This window comes from Streptomyces sp. NPDC049585 (assembly GCF_040675615.1).
GTDB classification, from domain to species: domain Bacteria; phylum Actinomycetota; class Actinomycetes; order Streptomycetales; family Streptomycetaceae; genus Streptomyces; species Streptomyces luteosporeus.
This window is the reverse complement of sequence record NZ_JBFAPE010000034.1, coordinates 1-19,558: the sequence shown is the minus strand read 5'-3', so window position 1 is coordinate 19,558 and position 19,558 is coordinate 1. Positions and strand designations below refer to the sequence as shown.

Genomic DNA, 19,558 nt, shown 5'->3' with positions numbered 1-19,558 from the left:
CGTCCTTATCCATCCTTGACGGACCGTCCGCGCTCCTTCGCCGGCGGCTGGGTGAGCGCCTTGCCCACCTTCGCCACGCGGGAGCCGATGCCCCAGGAGGTGACGCGCCACAGCGCCTCGGCGACGATGTCCCGGCTCATCTTGCTGTCGCCCAGCTCGCGCTCGACGAAGGTGATGGGCACCTCCACGACGTGGAAGCCGGCCTTGACGGCGCGCCAGGCGAGGTCGACCTGGAAGCAGTAGCCCTGCGAGGCGACCTCCTCCATGCCCAGCCCCTCCAGCGTCTCCCTGCGGAAGGCGCGGTAGCCGCCGGTGACGTCCCGGATGGGCACGTCCAGCATCAGGCGGGAGTAGGTGGAGCCGCCGCGGGAGAGGAACTCGCGCGACTTCGGCCAGTTCACCACCCGGCCGCCGGGCACCCAGCGCGAGCCGAGCACCAGGTCCGCACCCTTGAGCGCGGTCAGCAGCCGGGGCAGCTCCTCGGGCTGGTGGGAGCCGTCGGCGTCCATCTCCACGAGGACGCCGTAACCGTTGTCCAGGCCCCAGCGGAAACCTGCGAGGTAGGCGGCGCCGAGGCCCTCCTTGCCCTGCCGGTGCAGCACCTTGACGTGGTCGTCCTCGGCCGCCATCTCGTCGGCGAGCTTGCCGGTGCCGTCGGGGCTGTTGTCGTCGGCGACGAGGACGTGCGCCTCCGGTACGGCCTCGCGCACCCGGGCGACGATGGGCTTGATGTTCTCCGCCTCGTTGTAGGTCGGGATGATCACCAAGGTCGTGCCGAGCGGACCGAATCTCCGCTGACCGCCGTCGTTCACTGCTGGCCCTTCTTGTCCATGTTCTCTACGGGTCCCGCCGGCCGGGTCCGACGGCCCATCAGGAGAGCGGCCGCCCAGGACAGAAGTCCCACGATAGCGAGCGCCCATTCGGGCGCCGCACCGACGCGGTCGGCGACCGTCGTGCCGTCCCGCAGGGGGATGCGCGCACTGATCACATCACGCGTGAACTCCTCGCTGCGCTGCAGCACCCTCCCGTCGGGCGCGACGACCGCGCTGATGCCGCTGGTGGCCGCCGTGACCACGGCCCGGCCGTGCTCGATCGCCCGCAGCCTGGACATCGCCAGCTGCTGCTCGGGCTGCCCGGTGCGGCCGTAGGTGGCGTTGTTGGTCTGCACGACCAGGGCACGGGCGCCGGCGCGGACGGTGTCGTGGACGATCCCGTCGTAGGCGACCTCGAAGCAGATGACGTCGCCCAGCCGCGCCGGGCCCACCTGCAGCACGCCGGTGCGGTCGCCGGGGTAGAAGTCGCGGGGGACGCGCTGGAGCCGGGAGATCACCTGGCTCAGCTGCTCGCGGAAGGGCACGTACTCGCCGAACGGCACGGGGTGCTGCTTGGCGTACCAGGCACCCGGCCCGGTCACCGGGTCCCAGACGATGCCCTTGTTGTCGATGAAGCCCGGCTTGCCGGGGTGGTCGACCAGCGCGCCGACCAGCACCGGCACGCCCACGGCCTGCACGGCCCGCTGGATGCGGTCGTAGGCCTGGGAGTACTGGAAGGGGTCGAGGTCGGAGGAGTTCTCCGGCCAGATGACCAGGTCGGGCCGGCGGACCTTGCCCGCCTGCACGTCCCGGGCCAGCTGCAGCGTGGCCTCCACGTGGTTGTCGAGCACCATCAGCGGGCGGCCGAGGAAGTCCATGCCGGGCTTTTCGACGTTGCCCTGGACGATCGCCACGTCCACGGTGTCGTCGGCCCGGGTGGGCACGGGCACGGCGTACCCGGCGCCGATCAGGGCGCCGGTGAGCACCAGCGCCCCGGCGCCCGGCAGCGCGGCCCGCAGCCGTCCGCCGCCGGCGCCCAGCGCGCGGCGCGCGGCGAGCGCCGCGTACGCCAGCGTGCCACCCGCCAGGGCCACGGCGAAGGTCACCAGTGGCGCGCCGCCGAGCGCGGCGAGCGGGGTGAAGGCGGAGCCGGTGTTGGCGAAGGCGAGCCGCCCCCAGGGGAAGCCGCCGAAGGGCAGCCGGTCGCGCGCCCACTCCTGGGCCACCCACAGGCAGGCGCCCCACAGCGGCCAGGCCGGCAGCCGGGAGGCGCGCGCGAGGCCGGCGCCCAGGACGGCCAGGAACGCCGCCTCCACGATCGACAGGCCCACGACCGCGTCGTAGCCCACCACGTGCAGCCAGCGCAGCAGGAAGAAGAAGAACGGCAGCCCGAGGGCGAAGCCCGTCCAGGCGCCCTGCCGGGCGGTGCGGCCGCGGGTGAGCAGGGCCAGGGCGGCCACGGCCACGAGCGAGAGCGGCCACAGGTCGTACGGCGGGAAGGCCGCGGCGAGGCAGCCGCCGGCGAGGGCCGCCAGCGCCGTGCGCGCGGCCTCGCGGCGGGCGAGCCGCGCCAGGCGCACGGCCCGGCGCGGGCGCGCGCCGGCGGCCGCGGGCGCGCCGGTGGCCGGCCGGGCGCTCGCGGCGGGTTCCTCAGTGGTTTCGGGACCGGGGGGCACGGTGCTTCTTCCTGGAGCGTGTCAGGGGTATCAGCTGACCGTACCTCGAACGGCGCAGGCGGTGGACCGCCGGGGAGAGGGAGGGCGGAATGGGGACCCGGCGTCCTTCGGGCCGGCCCCGGAACCGCCGGCTGCGGTTGCCGGGAGCCGTTGTCTACTGAACATCCGGGCCCCACCCGGGTCGCACCTGCCGGTCCGGCGGAACCTCCCCCGCCCCCGTGCCCTGGACCTGGCTCCCAGCGGCGGCGCGCGTCCCGGCGCACCGCCCCGTGGCCCAGCGGCGTTCGACGACTGTGCGAAGGCACCCCGACCGGACGTCCTGTGGTGGACAGCGAGAACCTACCGGCCGCCGCCCGCATCGTGTCAACACCCTCACCACCAGCGCGCCTTGGCCAAATCAGCAGGTCAGTGCGCGGGGGTGGGCCGCCGCACCACGGGGTGCGGCATCATCGTTCGGCGGTACGCGGATCGGGGGGCGTCACTCGTTAGGCCCCGCGTACACGGTGTGCCCGGCCACCACGGTGCGCAGGCAGACCGGCAGCGCGGTGCCGGGGGTGAGGTCCGGCAGGCCCGGCGTGCCGGAGCGGGGGTCGGTGGACCAGTTGGCGACGCGGTCGTCGGGGACCTGCACCACGAGGTCGCCGGTGCGCCAGATCGCGTAGTCGGCGGGGGCGCCGGGCACCAGCACGCCGGCGTCGTCCCGGCCGGTGGCCCGCCAGCCGCCGCGGGTGTGCGCGGTGAAGGCGGCGCGCACCGAGATGCGGTGCTCGGGCGTGCGGTGGAAGGCCGCGGCGCGGACGGTGCCCCAGGGGTCGAGCGGGGTGACGGGGCTGTCGGAGCCGAGCGCGAGCGGCACGCCGGCGCGCAGCAGGGCCGCGTACGGGTTGAGGGTGCGGGCGCGCTCGGTGCCCAGGCGCCGGGCGTACAGCGCGTCCTCGCCGCCCCAGGCGGCGTCGAAGGCAGGCTGCACGGAGGCGGTCAGGGCCAGTTCGGCGAAGGCCGCGATGTGCTCGGGGGTCATCATCTCGGCGTGTTCGACGCGGTGCCGGGCCGCGCGGATGCGGGCGAGGCCGAGGTTGTCGGCGGCGGCGCGCACGCCGTCGACGACGGCGGTCAGGGCGGCGTCGCCGATGGCGTGGAAGCCGGCCTGCAGGCCGGCCTCGGTGCAGGCGGTCACGTGGGCGGCGACGGCGGCGGCGTCCAGCTGGGCGGTGCCGGTGTGGCCGGGCCGGTCGGCGTAGGGCTCGTGCAGGCAGGCGGTGTGCGAACCGAGGGAGCCGTCGGCGAACAGGTCGCCGGCGGCGCCGACCGCGCCGAGGGCCCGGATGCGCTCCGCGTCCGCGGCGGAGGTGACGGCCTCGGCCCAGTAGCCGGTCACGCGCGGGCCGGGCTCCTCGGCGGCCAGGCGCAGCAGCCCGGTCAGGTCGTCCTCGCCGGAGATCTCCGGACCGGCGCACTCGTGCAGCGAGCCGATGCCCAGGGCGGCGGCGCGGGCGCGCGCGGCGCGCTGTGCCTCGGTGCGCTGGGCGGGGGTCAGGGCGCCGTACGCCGCGGCGCGCACGGCGTGGTGGGCGGCGCCGGTCAGCGGCGCGTCGGGGGCGTACCCGGGCAGCTCGCGCACGCCGGGGACCAGGTCGAGCAGGGCGGTGGTGGCGACGGCGGAGTGCACGTCGGTGCGGGTGAGGTACAGCGGCCGGCCGCCGGTGGCCTCGTCCAGCTCCCGGCGGGACGGGGGCCGCTGCTCGGGCCAGGCGCTGGCGTCCCAGCCGTGGCCGAGCAGCACCCGGTCCGCGGGCCGGGCGGCGGCGTGGGCGCGGATGCGCTCCAGGGCGGGGGCCAGCCCCGCCACGCCGGTCAGGTCCAGGCCGGTCAGGGCCAGCCCGGTGGCGGTGGTGTGCACATGGGCGTCGGTGAAGGCGGGGGTGACGAGGGCGCCTTCGAGGTGGACGACCTCGTCGACGCCGTCGGCGAAGGAGTCCGCGGCGCCCTCGGAGCCGACCCAGGCGATGGAGTCGCCCTGGACCACCATCGCGGTGGCGAACGGGTCGGCGGGGCTGTGGACGTCACCGCCGCGCAGGAGCACGGTCTTTTCGGAGCGCGAGGTCATGGCACCTAGTGTGACGTGGCGGTGACCCGCTTCCCCACCCGCCCCCGCGCAGGTCACCCCACGCGCGGGGGGCGCGCCTCGTAGGGGGTGGACAGCACGATCGTCGTCCGTGTGGAGACGCCCGCCAGGGAGCGGATGCGCGCCAGCAGGTGTTCGAGCTCCAGCGGGGTGGCGACGCGGACCTTGAGTATGTAGTTCTCGTCGCCGGCGACGCTGTGGCAGGCCTCGATCTCGGGCACTTCCGCGAGCCGGTCCGCGATGTCGTCGGGGGCGCTGGGGTCGAAGGGCTTCACCGAGATGAAGGCGGTCAGCGGCAGGCCGACGGCCTCGGGGTCGACGACGGCCGCGTAGCCGCGGATGACGCCCCGCTGTTCGAGCCGGCGCACCCGCTGGTGCACCGCCGAGGTGGACAGGCCGGTGGCCTTGCCCAGGTCGGTGTAGCTCATCCGCCCGTCCTTGACGAGCAGTTCCACGATCTCTTTGTCCAGCTCCTCCACGCGGATCAACCTACTGTGTCGTGGCGCGCGCGGCACAGTCGGCGGCGCCGCAGGCGCACAAGGTATGTGACCAACGCCACAGGTATGCACCCGTGTCCTCCCGGAGGCGGCGATTACGCCACTCGCCCGGCGGGAAGTGCTTCGTGTGGCCGGGGCCGGGGTGCCCCGCCGGTTCATCCGAGGGGGAAGACCACTATGCCCAGCAGCCTGGACCACGCCGGTCACGACGGCGAAGGCGACTTCGGCTCGTACGACGAGACCTACGAGATGTTCCGGGTCGTCTGCCCGGACTGCGCCCGGCCCATTGCGCTCCTCGCGGACGAGGAGGTGCTGCCGGAGCACGCCCGCTGCCCCTCCCCGTGGAACCCGTTCGGCCTGACCGTGTGTGCCGGCTCGGGGCGCTCGGTGGAGGAGGCCGCGCCGGCCGACGAGTCGCTGGACTCGCAGGAGCTGGACGCGGCGATGCTGCTGACGCTGCCGGAGGGGCTGGACTGGCGGACGCAGCCCTTCTCGCACATCGGCGGTCCGGGCTCGCGCCCCCTGCGCGTGCCCGAGCCGCACGCCCACCACTGACGGCACGCCCACCACTGACGGGGATCCCGCATGCCGGTGCCTGTCCGACGGGCCTTCCACGAAGAGCCGCCGGACAGGTTCGGGAGCGCGAGATCGGCACGGCGGCCGGCCCGTGCCGTTCGGTCAGCGGGTCTCGGGGCCGACCAGGTGGCGGGCGACGACCATCCGCTGGATCTGGTTGGTGCCCTCGACGATCTGCAGGACCTTCGCCTCGCGCATGTAGCGCTCGGCGGGGAAGTCGGCGGTGTAGCCGTAGCCGCCCATGAGCTGGACGGCGTCGGTGGTCACCCGCATCGCGGCGTCGGTGCAGAAGAGCTTGGCCATGGCGGCCTGCTTGGCGAAGGGCAGGCCCGCGTCCCGCAGCCGGGCCGCCGCGAGGTACAGGGAACGGCCGGCCTCGATCTGGGTGGCCATGTCGGCGAGCATGAAGCGCAGGCCCTGGAAGTCGGCGACGGGCCGGCCGAACTGCCGGCGCTCGGCGGTGAAGGCGAGTGCTTCGTCGAGGGCGGCCTGGGCGACGCCGACGGCGCAGGCGGCGATCCCGAGGCGGCCGGAGTCCAGGGCGGACAGCGCGATGGCGAAGCCCTGCCCCTCCTCGCCGATGCGCCGGGCGTCGGGGACCTCGACGCCGTCGAAGTGCAGTTGGGCGGTGGGCGAGCCCTTCATGCCCATCTTCCGCTCGGGTGCGGCGGCGCTCAGGCCGGGTGCGTCGCCGGGCACGAGGAAGGCGGTGATGCCGTGGGAGCCGGGGCCGCCGGTGCGGGCGAGGACGGTGTAGAAGTCGGCGACGCCGCCGTGGGTGATCCAGGCCTTGGTGCCCTCGAGGGTCCAGGTGTCGCCGTTGCGGGTGGCGCGCGTGCGCAGGGAGGCGGCGTCGGAGCCGGCGGCCGGTTCGGACAGGCAGTAGGCGCCCAGCAGCCCGCCGCCGAGCATGGCGGGCAGGTGTTCCTGGCGCTGTTCCTCGGTGCCGTAGCCGGCGAGGGCGTGGCAGGCGAGGGTGTGGACGCTCACCCCGAGGCCGACGGTGAGCCGGGCGGCCGCCAGCTCCTCCAGGACCTGCAGGTAGACCTCGTACGGCTGGTCGCCGCCGCCGAACTCCTCGGCGTAGGGCAGCGCGAGCAGGCCCGAGGCGGACAGCAGCCCGAAGATCTCGCGCGGGAAGCGGCCGGCTTCCTCCTCCTCGGCCGCACCGGGCCTGATCTCCCGCTGCACCAGCTCGCGGACGAGTGAGATCAGGTCGCGTGCCTCCTCGGTGGGCAACTGACGCTCCACCGGCTGTGGGCCGTGATCGGTCATGAGGCGGCTCTCCTCCCTGTCGGGCGCGGCGGCGGCCGGCGCGCCGGGGTGTCGGCGCCGTCGCCGTTGATGCCCAGTCCATGGTCGCGCTCCGGGTCTCGGAGGGGCGTGACCTGCGGCTGTGGCGGGTTGGAGTATGCCCGATCGCGGGCCTGGCGTCACGGGTTGACCGATCATGAAAAACCGTTCCGCCGGGGGCGGGCCCCGGCGGATTTGGTACGAACCATTGACCGTATTGGTCTAGTCCTCCTACGGTTTCCCCACCGTTCAACGCGTCCATGTCAAGAGCACGTTTCTCCCCCACCGAGGAGACCTCATGCCCAGACCGTACGGACAACGCGCCCGCGCCTGGCTCGCGGCGCTGGCCGCCGGCGCCACCCTGCTGACGGGCGGCCTCGCCGCAGGTCCGGCCACCGCCGCCACCGCCGCCCCCACTGCCTCCACTGCCTCCACCGCCTCCACCGCCGACGACACCCCGGACACCACCGACACCAGCGCCGGCCGGCGCGTCGTCGGCTACTTCACCAACTGGGGTGTCTACCAGCGCGGTTACCACGTCAAGAACATCGAGACCTCCGGCGCCGCCGCCCGGCTCACCCACATCAACTACGCCTTCGGCAACGTCAACGGCGGCAGGTGCACGATCGGCGACTCCTACGCCGACTACGACAAGTTCTACGACGCCGCCGGCAGCGTCGACGGCAAGGCCGACACCTGGGACGACGGCGCCCTGCGCGGCAACTTCAACCAGCTGCGCAAGCTCAAGAAGCTGCACCCGGGCCTGAAGGTGGTCTGGTCCTTCGGCGGCTGGACCTGGTCCGGCGGCTTCGGCGAGGCCGCGAAGAATCCCGCCGCCTTCGCCGAGTCGTGCTACGGGCTGGTGAAGGACCCGCGCTGGGCCGATGTCTTCGACGGCATCGACATCGACTGGGAGTACCCCAACGCCTGCGGCCTGACCTGCGACACCAGCGGCCGTGACGCCTTCCGCGAGGTGCTGGCGGCGCTGCGCGCGAAGTTCGGCAGGAGCAACCTGGTCACCGCGGCCATCACCGCCGACGCCTCGGCCGGCGGAAAGATCGACGCGGTGGACTACGCGGGCGCCGCCCGGTACGTCGACTGGTACAACCCCATGACGTACGACTACTTCGGCGCCTGGGACGCCAAGGGCCCCACGGCCCCGCACTCACCGCTGACGTCCTACCCCGGCATCCCCAAGGCCGGCTTCGACACCGAATCCACCATCGGCAAACTGAAGTCGCTCGGCATACCCGCGGGCAAGCTGCTGCTGGGCATCGGCTTCTACGGCCGCGGGTGGAGCGGCGTGACGCAGTCGGCGCCGGGCGGCACCGCCACCGGACCGGCCAAGGGCACCTCCGAGGCCGGCTTCGAGGACTACCGCATCCTCAGGACCCGCTGTCCGGCCACCGGTACGGTCGGCGGCACGGCGTACGCCAAGTGCGGCGACGAGTGGTGGAGCTACGACACCCCCGCGACGATCGCCGGGAAGGTCGCCTACAAGAACCGCCAGGGCCTGGGCGGCACGTTCTTCTGGGAGCTGGGGGGCGACACCCCCGACGGCGAGCTGATCAGGGCCATCGGCTGACCCACCCGCACCACGAAGGCGCCTCCCGCCCGCCGGCCCCGCCAGGGGCCGCGCGGACGGGAGGCGCCCTGCGTCATGCCTCCTGCGCCCTACCCGGCCGGGAACAGGCCGGGCTCGATCTCCGGCTGCTCGAGCGGCCGGGTGGCCAGCGAGGTGTCGGCCCTGGCCCGCTCGGCGATCTCCCGGCAGGTCAGGAACTCCACGTCCCCGTGCGAGAGGCCGTACGCGATCAGGGAGCGCAGCGCCTCGGCGCGGCCCGGACGGCCGCTGAGGAAGGGATGGTTGGTGAGCATGAACAGCGAGTGGTAGCGGCGCATCGCGTCCAGCTCGTACTTCCACATCGACAGCACCTTCTGCGGGTCCTCCATGACGGACCCGATCTGCGGCGCCGGCAGGAACGCGTACTGTTCCCAGTCGTCCAGCGACCAGTGCGGGGGCAGCTCCACCACACTGCCCTGGTCGGTGGGCACGTGGTAGGGGCGGTCGTCGTTCATCATCGACGAGTCGTAGGTCAGGCCGTACTCCGCCACCAGCGACGCCGTCTGCCAGCTCGCCTCCCACAGGCCCGCCCGGTGGCCGTACACCGGCACGTCCTGCTTCTGGAAGACCTCCAGGGCCCGTTCGAAGTCGCGCCGCTCCTCGGCCGCCGTCATCGAGGTGGCCGGCACATGGCTGTAGGAATGGTGCGCCACCTCGTGGCCCGCCTCCACCACCTGCGCCACCAGATTCGGACGGCGTTCGGCGACCCAGCCGGGGAAGAAAAAGGTGGCCGGCACGCCGAGATCCCGCAGAATTCCCAGGATGCGCGGCACGCCGACGTCGGGGCCGAAAGCCTGGTGAGTCATGGTCATGGCGTGCCGTGCGTACTTCTCGCCCATGGAAAGAACACCGGTCTCCGCGTCCACGTCGAAAGTGAGCGCCACCGCTGCGGCCTTTCCGGGGCCCAGCCAGGATGTAGTCATGAAAGGGACTCTAAACAGGGGCGCAACCCTTCACAATGGAGATTCGCACATGATCACTGCCGGTTGCGTGGAGAAGTACACAACGCCCCCGCCCCACCCCTCTGAAGGCAGCCATGACCTGCACGGTTACGGTCACTTGAGGACGTCTCACCACTCGTGCGGGTAGCCGCGCTCCACTGCCCGAAGAGGTAGTGGAGGTGCTCCGCCGGCACCTCGTGGAGTCGGGACCGTCCCCGAGAAAAGCCCTCGCGGAAATGGCAGCGACAGTGAGGGCATTACCCCCGACGTCCCCGGTCCGGACGGAACCTCCACCGTGCCCGGAGCGGGAATTCCGCGCGGCTGCCGGAAAATTCGCCTCCGGCGTCAGCGGCTGCCTCAGCTACTTCGACTGCCGCCTGGAGAGCGTGGTGGGCGGCGGTGACCACGCGATCCCGGCGCCTGCGCGCTCGTCTGGCACGGTGAGGGCCTCACGTACGGCGAACTGGACGCGTTGGCACAGGACTTCCGCGCCTATCTGGACCGGCTGGGCGGCGAGCGCGGGGCGCCGGTGTGCGTACCCGCCCGCAAGTCGCCGCGCACCCTCGCCCTGTTGATCGCCGCACTGCGCGAGGGCCGGCCCGTCCTGCTGCCGGCGCCGGAGACCGGGTCCGGTTCGGGTTCCGGCCGTTTGCTTACGGCGTGTTTTGCGGCTGCACAGCCGTATCGGCGTCGTGCGCGCGGGCGTCGGCGAGGGCGACGGCGGCCAGTGCCGCAAGTACGGCGGCGACCAGGACGAATCCGGTGGCGTAGCCCGTGTACTGGGCGACGAGACCGACGCAGAAGCCGCCGAGTCCCAGGCCCGCGTCGAAGGCGAGGTTCCACTGGGCGCTGCCGACGCCGGCGTCACCGGCGCGTTGCAGGACCAGGACGAGGGTGGCGTTCTGCAGGGTGCCGAAGCCGGCGCCGAAGACCACCATGAGCGCGAGCAGGACGCCGGTGTGCGCGGTCGCGGTGCCGCCGAGGACGCCGACGGCCGTCAGTACGGTCGCCGGCAGCAGCAGGACGCGGTGGCCGTGGCGGTCGCCCAGGCGGCCGGCCGCCCAGCGGCTGCCCGCGGCGGACAGCTGCAGGCACAGAAGGGCCAGCGGTGTCAGCCACACCGGGTCGCGGGGCGCGGCCGGCGGCAGGAAGGTCACGACGGTGCCGGAGGCCATGGTGCCGGCGGTCAGCAGGGCGAGCGGGCGCAGGATCGCCGGCCGGGCGATGCCCGCGACGACCCGGGTCCGTCCGGCGGGCCGGGGCCGGGGCCGGGGTGCACCGACGAACAGCGCGGCCACCAGGCCGCACGCCGGGGCCAGGGCGCCGGCGGCGAACAGCGGCCCGTAGCCGAACTCGTGGGCCAGCAGCACCCCGAGGGGGGTGCCCACGGCTCCGCCGAGCCCGGCGGCCAGCCCGTACCAGCCGGTCGCCGCCCCGCGGCGGGCGGGCGGTGCCAGCTCGGCCGCGGCCGCGCTGCCGACCACCACGAAGATCCCGAATCCGGTGCCGCGCAGCACGGCGCATCCCAGCGTCACGGCGAGGTCGTCGGTGGCCAGCGGTACGACGGCCGGGGCGCCGAGCAGGAGCATGGCGGCCAGCAGGGCCGCCCGGTGGCCGGCGGCGGCGATGAGGCGGGGCATGGCGGGCTGCACCACCACGGTGGCGCCCATCAGCAGGCCGGTGACGGCGCCGCCGGCGGCCCGGCCGCCGGCGTCCGCGGCGAACTCGGGCACGGTGGCCAGCAGGAGGTAGAAGCCCGTGAAACCGCTGAAGGTGCACAGCAGCACCGCCGTCATGGAGCGGGTGAGCAGGGATGACGAGGCGTCAGGGGTGAGGGTGGCGGACGGCTGTGCGGGGGGAGGTTTCACGTCAAAGATCTCAGCCGTTCCGGCCGCGCCGGACCAGTGGACAGATCTCCATTACTACGGCTGTTGACTGTGCGATCGTCCACCATGGGCCCGGGGGCCGGGGGGAGCGGGTGTCCTGATTCCGGTGGCCTGCGCGGCTGTCGGTGGACACCGGCCCGCCCGCGGTGTTGTGTCCCGCGGGTGATCTTCTACGACCAACCGTCCGCGGCGGGGCAGGCCGACGGCACCCCGGTGCGGCTGTGCGACCTGCTCGCCCTGCCGGGGCTCGGCCTGCAGGCCCTGCCCGGCACCGGGGACCTGGACCGCCCGGTCCGCTGGGCCCACGTCACCGAGCTGCCCGACCCCGGCACCTACGCGGGGCCCGGCGAACTGGTGCTGACCAACGGGCTGTGGCGGGAGCAGCAGGAGGACGCCGCCTACGTGGCCCGCCTGGTCGACGCGGGCGCCGCCGGCCTGGTCCTCGGCCTGCGCGAGACGGTGCCCGCCGTACCGCCCGGGCTCGTCGCGGCCTGCCGGGCCGCCGGGCTGCCCCTGCTGCAGCTGCCGGTGGAGGTGCCGTTCACCGCCGTGACCCGGGCCCTGGCCGGCGCCCAGGCCGAGCAGCGCCAGCGGCAGCTGCTGGACGCGCTGCGGCACAGCAGCGCGCTGACCCGTGCCGTCTCCGCCGGCGACGGCCTGCGCGGCGTCCTGGCGGTGCTGGCCGGCCCCGCCCGTACGCAGGTGGCCCTGGTCGACGGGCTCGGCACCGTCCTGGACCACGTCGGCCCGCCCCCGGCCGAGCCCGACGTCCGCGCCGTCGCCGAGGGCATCGCCGCCGGCGAGGGCGCGCAGGCGGAGCACCCGCTGCGGCTGGCCTCCGGCGCCGAGGCCACGGTGATCCCCGTGCGCGGCGTCGCCGGCTTCGACCTCGCCGTCCTCTACGGCCGCCCCGTCTCCGAACTGGGCACGGCCGAACGCCTGGTGCTGGAGCAGGGCGTGCGCTTCCTGACCGTGGAACTGGCGCACCGGCAGGCGCTGCGCGCCATCGAGATGCGCTTCGCCGGGGAGATCCTCGACATGGTCCAGAGCGGCCCGCACCGCGCCGGCGAACTCGCCGCCCGCCTGCGCTCCTTCGGCCTCAACCCCGACAGCGCGCTCGCCGTCCTGTGCGTCACCGTCCCCGACTCCCCCGGCCGCGGCACGTGGCCGCTGCCCGACACGGCCGCGGTCACCGACCACTTCCTCGCCCGGGGCCTGGCCTCGGTGGCCACCGGCAGCGGCCAGGACGTGGTGGCCGTCGTCGGCCTGCCCGGCGCGGACGCCGACCCGTCCGCCCTCGCCGAGGACCTGGCGGCGGCCCTGGGCCCGACGCCCCCGGCGCCCGGGCCGCGCGTCGGCGTGGGCCGGGTCGCCGCCGGCCACCAGGAGCTGCGGCGCGCCCTGCTGCAAGCGCGGGAGGCCGCCCGGGTGGCCCGCTCCCGGCGGCGCGGCCCGCGGGTGGTGTCGTTCGCGGACGTGGGCTCCTACCGCCTGCTGCTGGCCCTGGTGGACCGCCGGACCCGCCGGGACTTCGCCGACGCGGTGCTGGGCCCGGCCGTGGAGTACGACCGGACGCACAACAGCGAACTGCTGCACAGCCTGGACGCGTTCCTGGCCTCGGGCATGAAGTGGGGTCAGGCCGCGGACTCCCTGCACATCCACGTCAACACCCTGCGCAACCGCCTGGCGAAGCTGGAGACCCTCACCGGCCGCGACCTGGGCTGCGCGGAGGACCTGGCGGACGTCTTCCTGGCCCTGCGGGTGCGCGACGAGGAAGGCTAGGGCGTGTCCCGGCCCGCACTACGCTGGGCCGCCCGAGCCCGTCCAAGGAGCCGCCGCCGATGACCGTCACGCTCGATGCCTCCTTCTTCCGCCGCTTCCTCGACCGCACCGCACAGGTCGTCACCGCCGAGGCCGACCGCCTGACCGAGCTGGACGCCGCCATCGGCGACGCCGACCACGGCGCCAACCTCAAGCGGGGCTTCACCTCGATGGCCGGCGCGCTGGCCGACGCCGGCGCATCCCTGCCCGGCGAGCTGCTCACGGCCGCGGGCGCCCACCTGACCAACACCGTCGGCGGCGCCTCGGGCCCGCTGTACGGCACGGTGCTGCGGCGCATGGGCAAGGTGCTCGGCGAGGACGCGGTCGTCCGGCCCGAGACGCTGGGCCGGGCGCTGACCGCGGCCGTGGCGAGCGTGCGCCGGCTCGGCGACTCGGCGCCCGGCGACAAGACCATGGTCGACGCGCTGCAGCCGGCGGCCGACGCCTACGCCGCGGCCCTGCCCGAGGGTGGTACGGCCGGGGCGCTGGAAGCCGCCGCGCGGGCGGCCCGGGAGGGCGCGGAGGCGACGGTCCCGCTGCGGGCGCGGCGCGGCCGCGCCAGCTACCTGGGCGAGCGCAGTGTGGGCCACCTCGACCCGGGCGCGGCGTCCTCGGCGCTGCTGATGACCGCGCTGTACGAGGCGACGGACCCCGAGCTGTGCGCCACCGCGCCGCAGCCGCGGGCCCAGGACGCGGCCGAGCCCGCACAGCAGCGGGCGGGCCGGGTGGGCGTGGTGCTGGTCTCGCACAGCCGGGCGGTCGCCGAGTCCACCGCGGCGCTGGCGCGGGCGCTGGCGGGCGGTGGCGTGCCGGCGCGCGTCGCCCCGGCCGGCGGGCTGCCGGACGGCACGGTGGGCACCAGCGCCGAGCTGGTGCGCCGGGCGACGGCCGACGCGGACGAGGGCGTCGGAGTGGTGGTGCTGTGCGACATGGGCAGCGCGGTGCTGACGGTGAAGTCGCTGCTGGAGAACAAGGAGCTGCAGGGCGTGCACATCGCCGACGCCCCCTTCGTGGAGGGGGCGGTGGCGGCGGTGGTGACCGCCTCCGCCGGCGGCGACCTCGACGCGGTGCTGGCCGCGGCGGACGACGCCCGGGCGTACCGCAAGCTCTGAGGGGACGGGCGGCGGGGCGGCCGGAAAGCGCCGACACGAGGCTTGGCACCGGGCATTCGGGACGAAAGTCTGGAATTGTCTACGCGTTCGCCCCCCGTTCGTCCGTCCGCGAAAGGTCCCGCCCCGGTGTCGCGCACCGCCACGCTGTCGTCCGCCGTGCCCTTCGCCGCGGTCCTCGCCTACCTCACCGGCATCGTGGTCACCGACCTGGTGACACCGTCGTACCTGCGCCTGGACGTCTACGCCGCGCTCGCGCCGGTGACCGCCGCCGCGGTGTGCACCTACCGGCAGACGGTCTTCGTCGGAATCGCCGACTTCCTGCTGATGGCGGCCCACCACGGCGTGCTCGGCGACGACTCCTCGGCCGTCAACCGGGTGGGCGCGGTGCTGGGCAACCTGCTCATCGTCGGCGCGGCCGTCGTCGTCGCGCGGCTGCGCCGCGACGGCGAGGCGCTGCTGCAACGGGTGCGGGCCACCGGCGAGGCCGCGCAGCGCGCACTGCTGCGCCCGCTGCCGCTGCGCACCAGCGGCGTCGTCGTCGACGGCTTCTACGTCTCCTCGCAGCACGAGGCGCTGGTGGGCGGCGACATCTACGAGGTCGTCGACACCCCCTACGGCGCGCGGGTGCTCCTCGGGGACGTCCGTGGCAAGGGCCTGGGCACGCTGGGGGCGGGGGCCGCGGTGCTCTCGGCCTTCCGGGAGGCCGCCTACCACCGGCCGGACCTGGCCGGCGGGGTGGTGGCGACGGAGGAGGGCCTGTACCGCTACCACCGCTCGGCCGAGTACCAGGCCCGTGCGCACGATGCGCACGCCGCCGAGGAGTTCGTCACGGCGCTGGTGCTGGGCACCGAGGAGGAGGCGGGCGCGGTGGCGCTGGTCTTCGTCGACTGCGGGCACCCGCCGCCGTACCTGATCCGCGCGGACGGCACGGTGCGCGAGCTGGAACCGGCCGAGCAGGGCCTGCCGTTGGGCCTGGGCGAGCTGCTGCCGGGCCGCCGGCCCGGGCGACGGATCCCGCTGCCGCCCGGCGGCCGGGTGCTGGCCTGCACCGACGGGGTGACCGAGGCCCGGGCGCCCGGCGGGGGGCGGGAGCTGTACCCGCTCGCCGAGCGGCTGGCCGGCTGGGCGGCGCTGCCCACCGCCGAGCTGCTGGCCCACCTGCGCGCGGACCTGGCCCGGCACACCGGCGGCCGGCTGCAGGACGACGTGGCGGTCCTGGTCCTGGAGCGCGCGCCCGTGGCCGCTAGCGGGTGAACAGCTCGAAGGCGACCCCGGGGCACCCGCCGAACCGCTCGGCGACGGCGGCCATGCCACCTTCGAGGAACCTGCGGCAGTACTGCTCGGGGGGCTCGTCGGTGAGCGCCTCGATGTATGTGCGATGACACAGCAGCGACTGCACGGCCCGCTCCAGGCCGGCGCCCGCGTCCATGGCGTGCGTGGGCGTCGGGGAGCCGGCGACGGCCACGTAGCGCACGCCGTTCCAGGGCGCGAGGCCGTCCTCGGCGAGGTCGGGGAAGATCCAGCGGTTGCCGGCGTCGCCGACGGCGTCGAGCACGGCCCGGCCGACGGCCCGGTGGTCGGGGGTGTTCCAGGAGCCGCCGGGCCAGGTGTCGTGGTGGTTGAGGGTGAGGACCAGCTCCGGGCGGTGCCGGCGGACGGCGGCGGCGATCTCGCGGCGCAGCGCCATGCCGTACTCGAGCACGCCGTCGGTGTGCCCGAGGAACTCCACCGCCGTGGCCCCGACGACCACGGCGCTCGCCCGCTGCTCCGCCTCGCGCAGCTCGGCCGCCTCCTGCGGCGCAAGGGTGTCGATGCCGGCCTCGCCGAAGGTGGCCAGCAGGTAGGTGCACTCGCGTCCCTCGTCGCTCCAGACGGCGACGGCCGCGGCGGCGCCGTACTCCAGGTCGTCGGGGTGGGCGGCGACGGCCAGGGCGCGCCGCCAGTCGGTGGGCATCGGCGCGAGCTGCTCGGCCATGGCTGCCTTCTCCCTTGCTTCTCCCTTGCTGCGGATCTTCTGCACGCATGGTCGTGCAGTTTCTCCGGCCCGGCCGGGAACCGGGCCGGGGCGCGGTCCGACTACCTGATCCGGGTCGCCCGGTCGGCGGCCCGTGCGGATGCGATTGTCTGGAGAGTTACTGATGCGTCCTCGTGCGTGGTGCGGTGTGCTGGCCGCTGTGGCCCTGTCGGCGACGGCGTGCGGCGGTGGCGGCGGGAAGAAGGCGGACGACGCCGGTGCCGCTGCAGCCGCCCGGTCCGGCTTCCCGGTGGGCGTGACCGACTGCATGGGGACCAGAACGACGTTCGATGCGGCGCCGCGCAGGATCGTCACCAGCAACGCGGCCGGCCTGGAGCTGCTGATGTGGCTGGGCGCCGGTGACAAGGTCGTCGGTACCGGCTTCCCGCCCGGGGCCGGCACGCTGCCGCAGCAGTACGCGGCACAGGCCGCGAAGGTGCCGGTGCTGGGCAGGACGGTGATCCCGAAGGAGAAGCTCCTCGGCTCCGGCGCCGACCTGTACCTCGATTCCTTCTCCTCCATGAAGAACATGGGCAAGATGGGCGACGCCCCGACGGCGGAGGAGTTCAAGGCCGCCGGCATCAAGCACGTCTTCCTGAAGTCCACGGCCTGCGCCGCGATGAACAAGGCCGCCCGCACCGACCTGTCCGGTGTCGAGGCCGACGTCCAGGAGCTGGGCAGGGTGACCGGCACCTCGGCGCGCGCCGGGGAGCTGGTGGCCGGCATGCGCAGGAAGACCGACGAGGTCCGGGGCGCGCTGGCGGACCTGCCGGCCGACAAGCGGCCCACCTACTTCCTCTTCGACTACGACGCCGGCACCAAGCAGCCGATGGCGGTGTGCAACCGGCAGGTCGCCAACGCGGTGATCACTCTGGCGGGCGCCCGCAACGTCTTCGCCGACTGCGAGGGCGACTTCAAGCCCGTCGGCTGGGAGGACGTCGTCGCCAAGGACCCGGACTGGATCCAGCTGGCCGTGCGCAACCGCGGCAGCGAGGAGGCGAACGCCAAGGCGTTCGACGAGGCCGCCGAGTTCCTGCGCACCTTCCCGGCGACCGCGGGCCTGAAGGCCGTCAAGGAGGGCCACTTCCTGCGCATCGGCTCCGAGCGCACCACGATCGGCGGCGTGCGCAGCGCGGACACCGTGCGCGAGATCGCCCACACCCTGCACCCGGACCGGGTCAAGTAGATGGCGGTACTCGCCCGGGCGGCGGCGCGGCGGGCAGGCGGGGACGCCGAGGCGCGCACGGTGCGCGCCGGCCTGGTCTGTGCCGTGCTCGGCTGCGCCCTCGTCCTCGCCCTGACCGCGTCGGTGTGCCTGGGCTCGACGAACGTGCCGCTGGCGGACGTGTGGTCGGCCGTGGTGCGCGGCATCACCGGCCAGGCCCCGGCGCCGGGCACCCAGGATTTGATCGTGTGGCGCCTGCGGGTGCCGCGCGCCCTGCTGGCGGCGGTCGTCGGCGCGGGCCTGGGCCTGGTCGGCACGGCCGTGCAGGCCCTGGTCCGCAACCCGCTGGCCGATCCCTACCTGCTGGGCATCTCCAGCGGCGCCTCTCTCGGCGCCGTCGCCGCCCTGGTGCTGGGCGCCGGGGCGGGCGGGGCCCTGGGGCTCGGCCTGGCCTCGGCGGCGTTCGCCGGGGCGCTCGCCTCCTTCGCGCTGGTGTGGGCCTTCGCCCGGCGCGGCGGCGGCTTCCGGCCGCTGCGGCTGGTGCTGGCGGGCGTGGGCATCGGGCAGTTCCTCTCGGGCTTCACCCACTACCTGGTGCTGCAGGCCGGCGACGAACAGCGCACCCACGGGGCGCTGTTCTGGCTGATGGGGTCCCTGGGCGGCGCCCAGTGGTCCACCCTGGCCCTGCCCGCGGCCGCCGTGCTGCTGGGCCTGGCCGTGCTGCTCGCGCGCGGCCGGGCGCTGAACGCCGTGCTGATGGGCGACGAGACCGCCGCCGGCCTGGGCGTCGACGTCGCCCGGCTGCGGCGCGAGCTGTTCGTCGTCACCAGCATGCTGACGGGCGTGCTGGTGGCGGTCTCCGGGGCCATCGGCTTCGTGGGGCTGATGGTGCCGCACGCCTGCCGCATGGTCGTCGGCGGCGACCACCGCCGGCTGCTGCCGGTCTCCGCCCTGTTCGGCGCCGTCCTGCTGACGGTCGTCGACCTGGTGGCCCGCACCGCGCTGCCCGACCAGGAACTTCCGGTGGGCGTCGTGACGTCGCTGGTGGGCGCGCCCGCACTGCTGTACCTGCTGGACCGGCGACTGGAGCGCGCATGAGGATCGCCATCGAGGACCTCGCGGTGTCCCTGTCGGGGCGGACCGTGGTCCACGGCATCGACGTCATCGCCGAGGACGGCGAGATCGTGGGCCTGGTGGGCCCCAACGGCAGCGGCAAGTCCACCGTGCTGCGCACCGTCTACCGCCACCTCGCGCCCGACGCCGGGCGCGTCCTGATCGGCGGTACGGACATCCGTACGCTGACGCCGGCACAGTCGGCGCAGCGGGTCGCGGCGCTGCCGCAGGAGCGCGGCAGCGACTTCGAGCTGTCCGTGCGGGAGGTCGTCGCCATGGGCCGCACCCCCTACAAGCGGGCCTTCGCCGGCGAGGACGGCACGGACGCGCAGCTGGTCGCGGCCGCGCTGGAGCGGGTGGGCATGGCCGGCGCCGGGCGGCGGCGCTTCTCGGCGCTCTCCGGCGGCGAGCGCCAGCGCGTCCTGCTGGCCCGCGCCCTGGCCCAGGACCCGCGGGTGCTGGTGCTCGACGAGCCCACCAACCACCTCGACGTACGCCATCAGGTGGAGCTGCTGGCGCTGCTGCGCGAGCAGCGCCGCACCACGCTGATCGCCCTGCACGACCTGAACGCGGCCGCGTCGGTGTGCGACCGGCTGCACGTCCTGCACGACGGGGCACTGGTGGCCTCCGGCGCCCCGCGCGAGGTGCTCACGCCCGACCTGCTGGCCGAGGTGTTCGGGGTACGGGTGGCCGTGATGGAGCACCCGCTGACGGGCGATCCGCTGATCGCCTTCGACCACCGCTCGCCCGCGGACGCCCTGCCGGGCGCGGCGACCGCCGCTCCTTCAGGAGTCTCCTAGGGCGTGTGCGGCGGATCATGCAGTGCCCCGTAAGGGGCGCGGGGAACTGCGCGATCGGCCAGCGACGGCCCGCAGCTGACACACCACCCCGAGGGGCCGACTG

At 74.6% G+C, this 19,558-nt stretch carries 16 protein-coding genes and 1 pseudogene; 9 read left to right on the top strand and 8 right to left on the bottom strand.

Annotated features, from left to right (window positions below; genetic code table 11):
- Positions 1–5: 5 nt before the first annotated feature.
- From AB0K17_RS26000 to AB0K17_RS25985, 4 genes are all read right to left on the bottom strand, one after another.
- Positions 6–812 (bottom strand): polyprenol monophosphomannose synthase, encoded by an 807-nt coding sequence (locus AB0K17_RS26000; protein WP_365968730.1) that lies wholly within the window; start codon positions 810–812, stop codon positions 6–8.
- On the bottom strand, positions 809–2,392 hold the full coding sequence (gene lnt / locus AB0K17_RS25995; RefSeq protein ID WP_365984431.1) for an apolipoprotein N-acyltransferase: 1,584 nt from the start codon (positions 2,390–2,392) through the stop codon (positions 809–811). Before lnt ends, AB0K17_RS26000 begins: the two co-directional genes overlap by 4 nt.
- A 574-nt stretch (positions 2,393–2,966) precedes the next feature.
- Positions 2,967–4,595: an amidohydrolase gene (locus tag AB0K17_RS25990; RefSeq protein ID WP_365984415.1), complete on the bottom strand. Its 1,629-nt coding sequence runs from the start codon at positions 4,593–4,595 to the stop codon at positions 2,967–2,969.
- A gap of 53 nt (positions 4,596–4,648) precedes the next feature.
- Positions 4,649–5,092, bottom strand: coding sequence for an Lrp/AsnC family transcriptional regulator (locus AB0K17_RS25985; protein WP_344433990.1), 444 nt, complete (start codon positions 5,090–5,092; stop codon positions 4,649–4,651).
- Positions 5,093–5,287: 195 nt separating this feature from the next.
- Between AB0K17_RS25985 and AB0K17_RS25980 the strand changes: the two genes are divergently transcribed.
- Positions 5,288–5,665, top strand: coding sequence for a hypothetical protein (locus AB0K17_RS25980; protein WP_365968732.1), 378 nt, complete (start codon positions 5,288–5,290; stop codon positions 5,663–5,665).
- A 123-nt stretch (positions 5,666–5,788) separates the two neighbouring features.
- Here AB0K17_RS25980 and AB0K17_RS25975 read toward each other — a convergent pair whose 3' ends face one another.
- Positions 5,789–6,961 (bottom strand): acyl-CoA dehydrogenase family protein, encoded by a 1,173-nt coding sequence (locus AB0K17_RS25975; RefSeq protein ID WP_365984414.1) that lies wholly within the window; start codon positions 6,959–6,961, stop codon positions 5,789–5,791.
- A 316-nt stretch (positions 6,962–7,277) separates the two neighbouring features.
- Here AB0K17_RS25975 and AB0K17_RS25970 point away from each other — a divergent pair, with 316 nt between their 5' ends.
- Positions 7,278–8,564 (top strand): glycoside hydrolase family 18 protein, encoded by a 1,287-nt coding sequence (locus tag AB0K17_RS25970; protein ID WP_365984413.1) that lies wholly within the window; start codon positions 7,278–7,280, stop codon positions 8,562–8,564.
- A gap of 89 nt (positions 8,565–8,653) precedes the next feature.
- Here AB0K17_RS25970 and AB0K17_RS25965 read toward each other — a convergent pair whose 3' ends face one another.
- Both AB0K17_RS25965 and AB0K17_RS25960 read right to left on the bottom strand, forming a co-directional pair.
- A complete protein-coding gene (locus AB0K17_RS25965) occupies positions 8,654–9,526 on the bottom strand; it encodes a polysaccharide deacetylase (protein WP_365968735.1) in 873 nt (290 codons plus the stop codon).
- A gap of 671 nt (positions 9,527–10,197) precedes the next feature.
- Positions 10,198–11,412 carry an MFS transporter gene (locus tag AB0K17_RS25960; protein ID WP_365984412.1) on the bottom strand — a complete coding sequence of 405 codons (1,215 nt, stop codon included), beginning with the start codon at positions 11,410–11,412 and terminating at the stop codon, positions 10,198–10,200.
- Positions 11,413–11,592: 180 nt separating this feature from the next.
- Between AB0K17_RS25960 and AB0K17_RS25955 the strand changes: the two genes are divergently transcribed.
- The 4 genes and pseudogenes from AB0K17_RS25955 to AB0K17_RS25940 all read left to right on the top strand — a co-directional run bounded on the left by AB0K17_RS25955 (position 11,593) and on the right by AB0K17_RS25940 (position 15,617).
- A complete protein-coding gene (locus AB0K17_RS25955) occupies positions 11,593–13,212 on the top strand; it encodes a PucR family transcriptional regulator (RefSeq protein ID WP_365984411.1) in 1,620 nt (539 codons plus the stop codon).
- Between the two features lie 59 nt (positions 13,213–13,271).
- Positions 13,272–13,892: pseudogene (gene dhaL / locus AB0K17_RS25950) on the top strand (dihydroxyacetone kinase subunit DhaL); the annotation flags it as partial.
- Positions 13,875–14,363 (top strand): dihydroxyacetone kinase phosphoryl donor subunit DhaM, encoded by a 489-nt coding sequence (gene dhaM / locus AB0K17_RS25945; protein WP_365984430.1) that lies wholly within the window; start codon positions 13,875–13,877, stop codon positions 14,361–14,363. The pseudogene dhaL and the gene dhaM, both read left to right, overlap by 18 nt.
- A gap of 126 nt (positions 14,364–14,489) precedes the next feature.
- Entirely contained in the window at positions 14,490–15,617 is a 1,128-nt protein-coding gene (locus AB0K17_RS25940; protein WP_365968738.1) for a PP2C family protein-serine/threonine phosphatase, read from the top strand.
- Here the strand turns inward: AB0K17_RS25940 and AB0K17_RS25935 are convergent.
- The gene (locus tag AB0K17_RS25935; protein WP_365984410.1) at positions 15,607–16,338 is read right to left on the bottom strand and encodes a PIG-L deacetylase family protein; all 732 of its coding nucleotides are present in this window, start codon (positions 16,336–16,338) and stop codon (positions 15,607–15,609) included. The two genes, AB0K17_RS25940 and AB0K17_RS25935, sit on opposite strands and share 11 nt — an antisense overlap.
- Before the next feature lie 163 nt (positions 16,339–16,501).
- Here AB0K17_RS25935 and AB0K17_RS25930 point away from each other — a divergent pair, with 163 nt between their 5' ends.
- Genes AB0K17_RS25930 through AB0K17_RS25920 form a run of 3 tightly spaced genes read left to right on the top strand, consistent with a single transcriptional unit; the run spans position 16,502 to position 19,455 of the window.
- Positions 16,502–17,563 (top strand): ABC transporter substrate-binding protein, encoded by a 1,062-nt coding sequence (locus tag AB0K17_RS25930; RefSeq protein WP_365984409.1) that lies wholly within the window; start codon positions 16,502–16,504, stop codon positions 17,561–17,563.
- Positions 17,564–18,640 carry an iron ABC transporter permease gene (locus AB0K17_RS25925; protein WP_365984408.1) on the top strand — a complete coding sequence of 359 codons (1,077 nt, stop codon included), beginning with the start codon at positions 17,564–17,566 and terminating at the stop codon, positions 18,638–18,640. It begins immediately after the preceding gene.
- A complete protein-coding gene (locus AB0K17_RS25920) occupies positions 18,637–19,455 on the top strand; it encodes an ABC transporter ATP-binding protein (RefSeq protein ID WP_365984407.1) in 819 nt (272 codons plus the stop codon). The genes AB0K17_RS25925 and AB0K17_RS25920 overlap by 4 nt, the downstream gene beginning before the upstream one ends.
- The last annotated feature ends 103 nt before the right edge of the window (positions 19,456–19,558 follow it).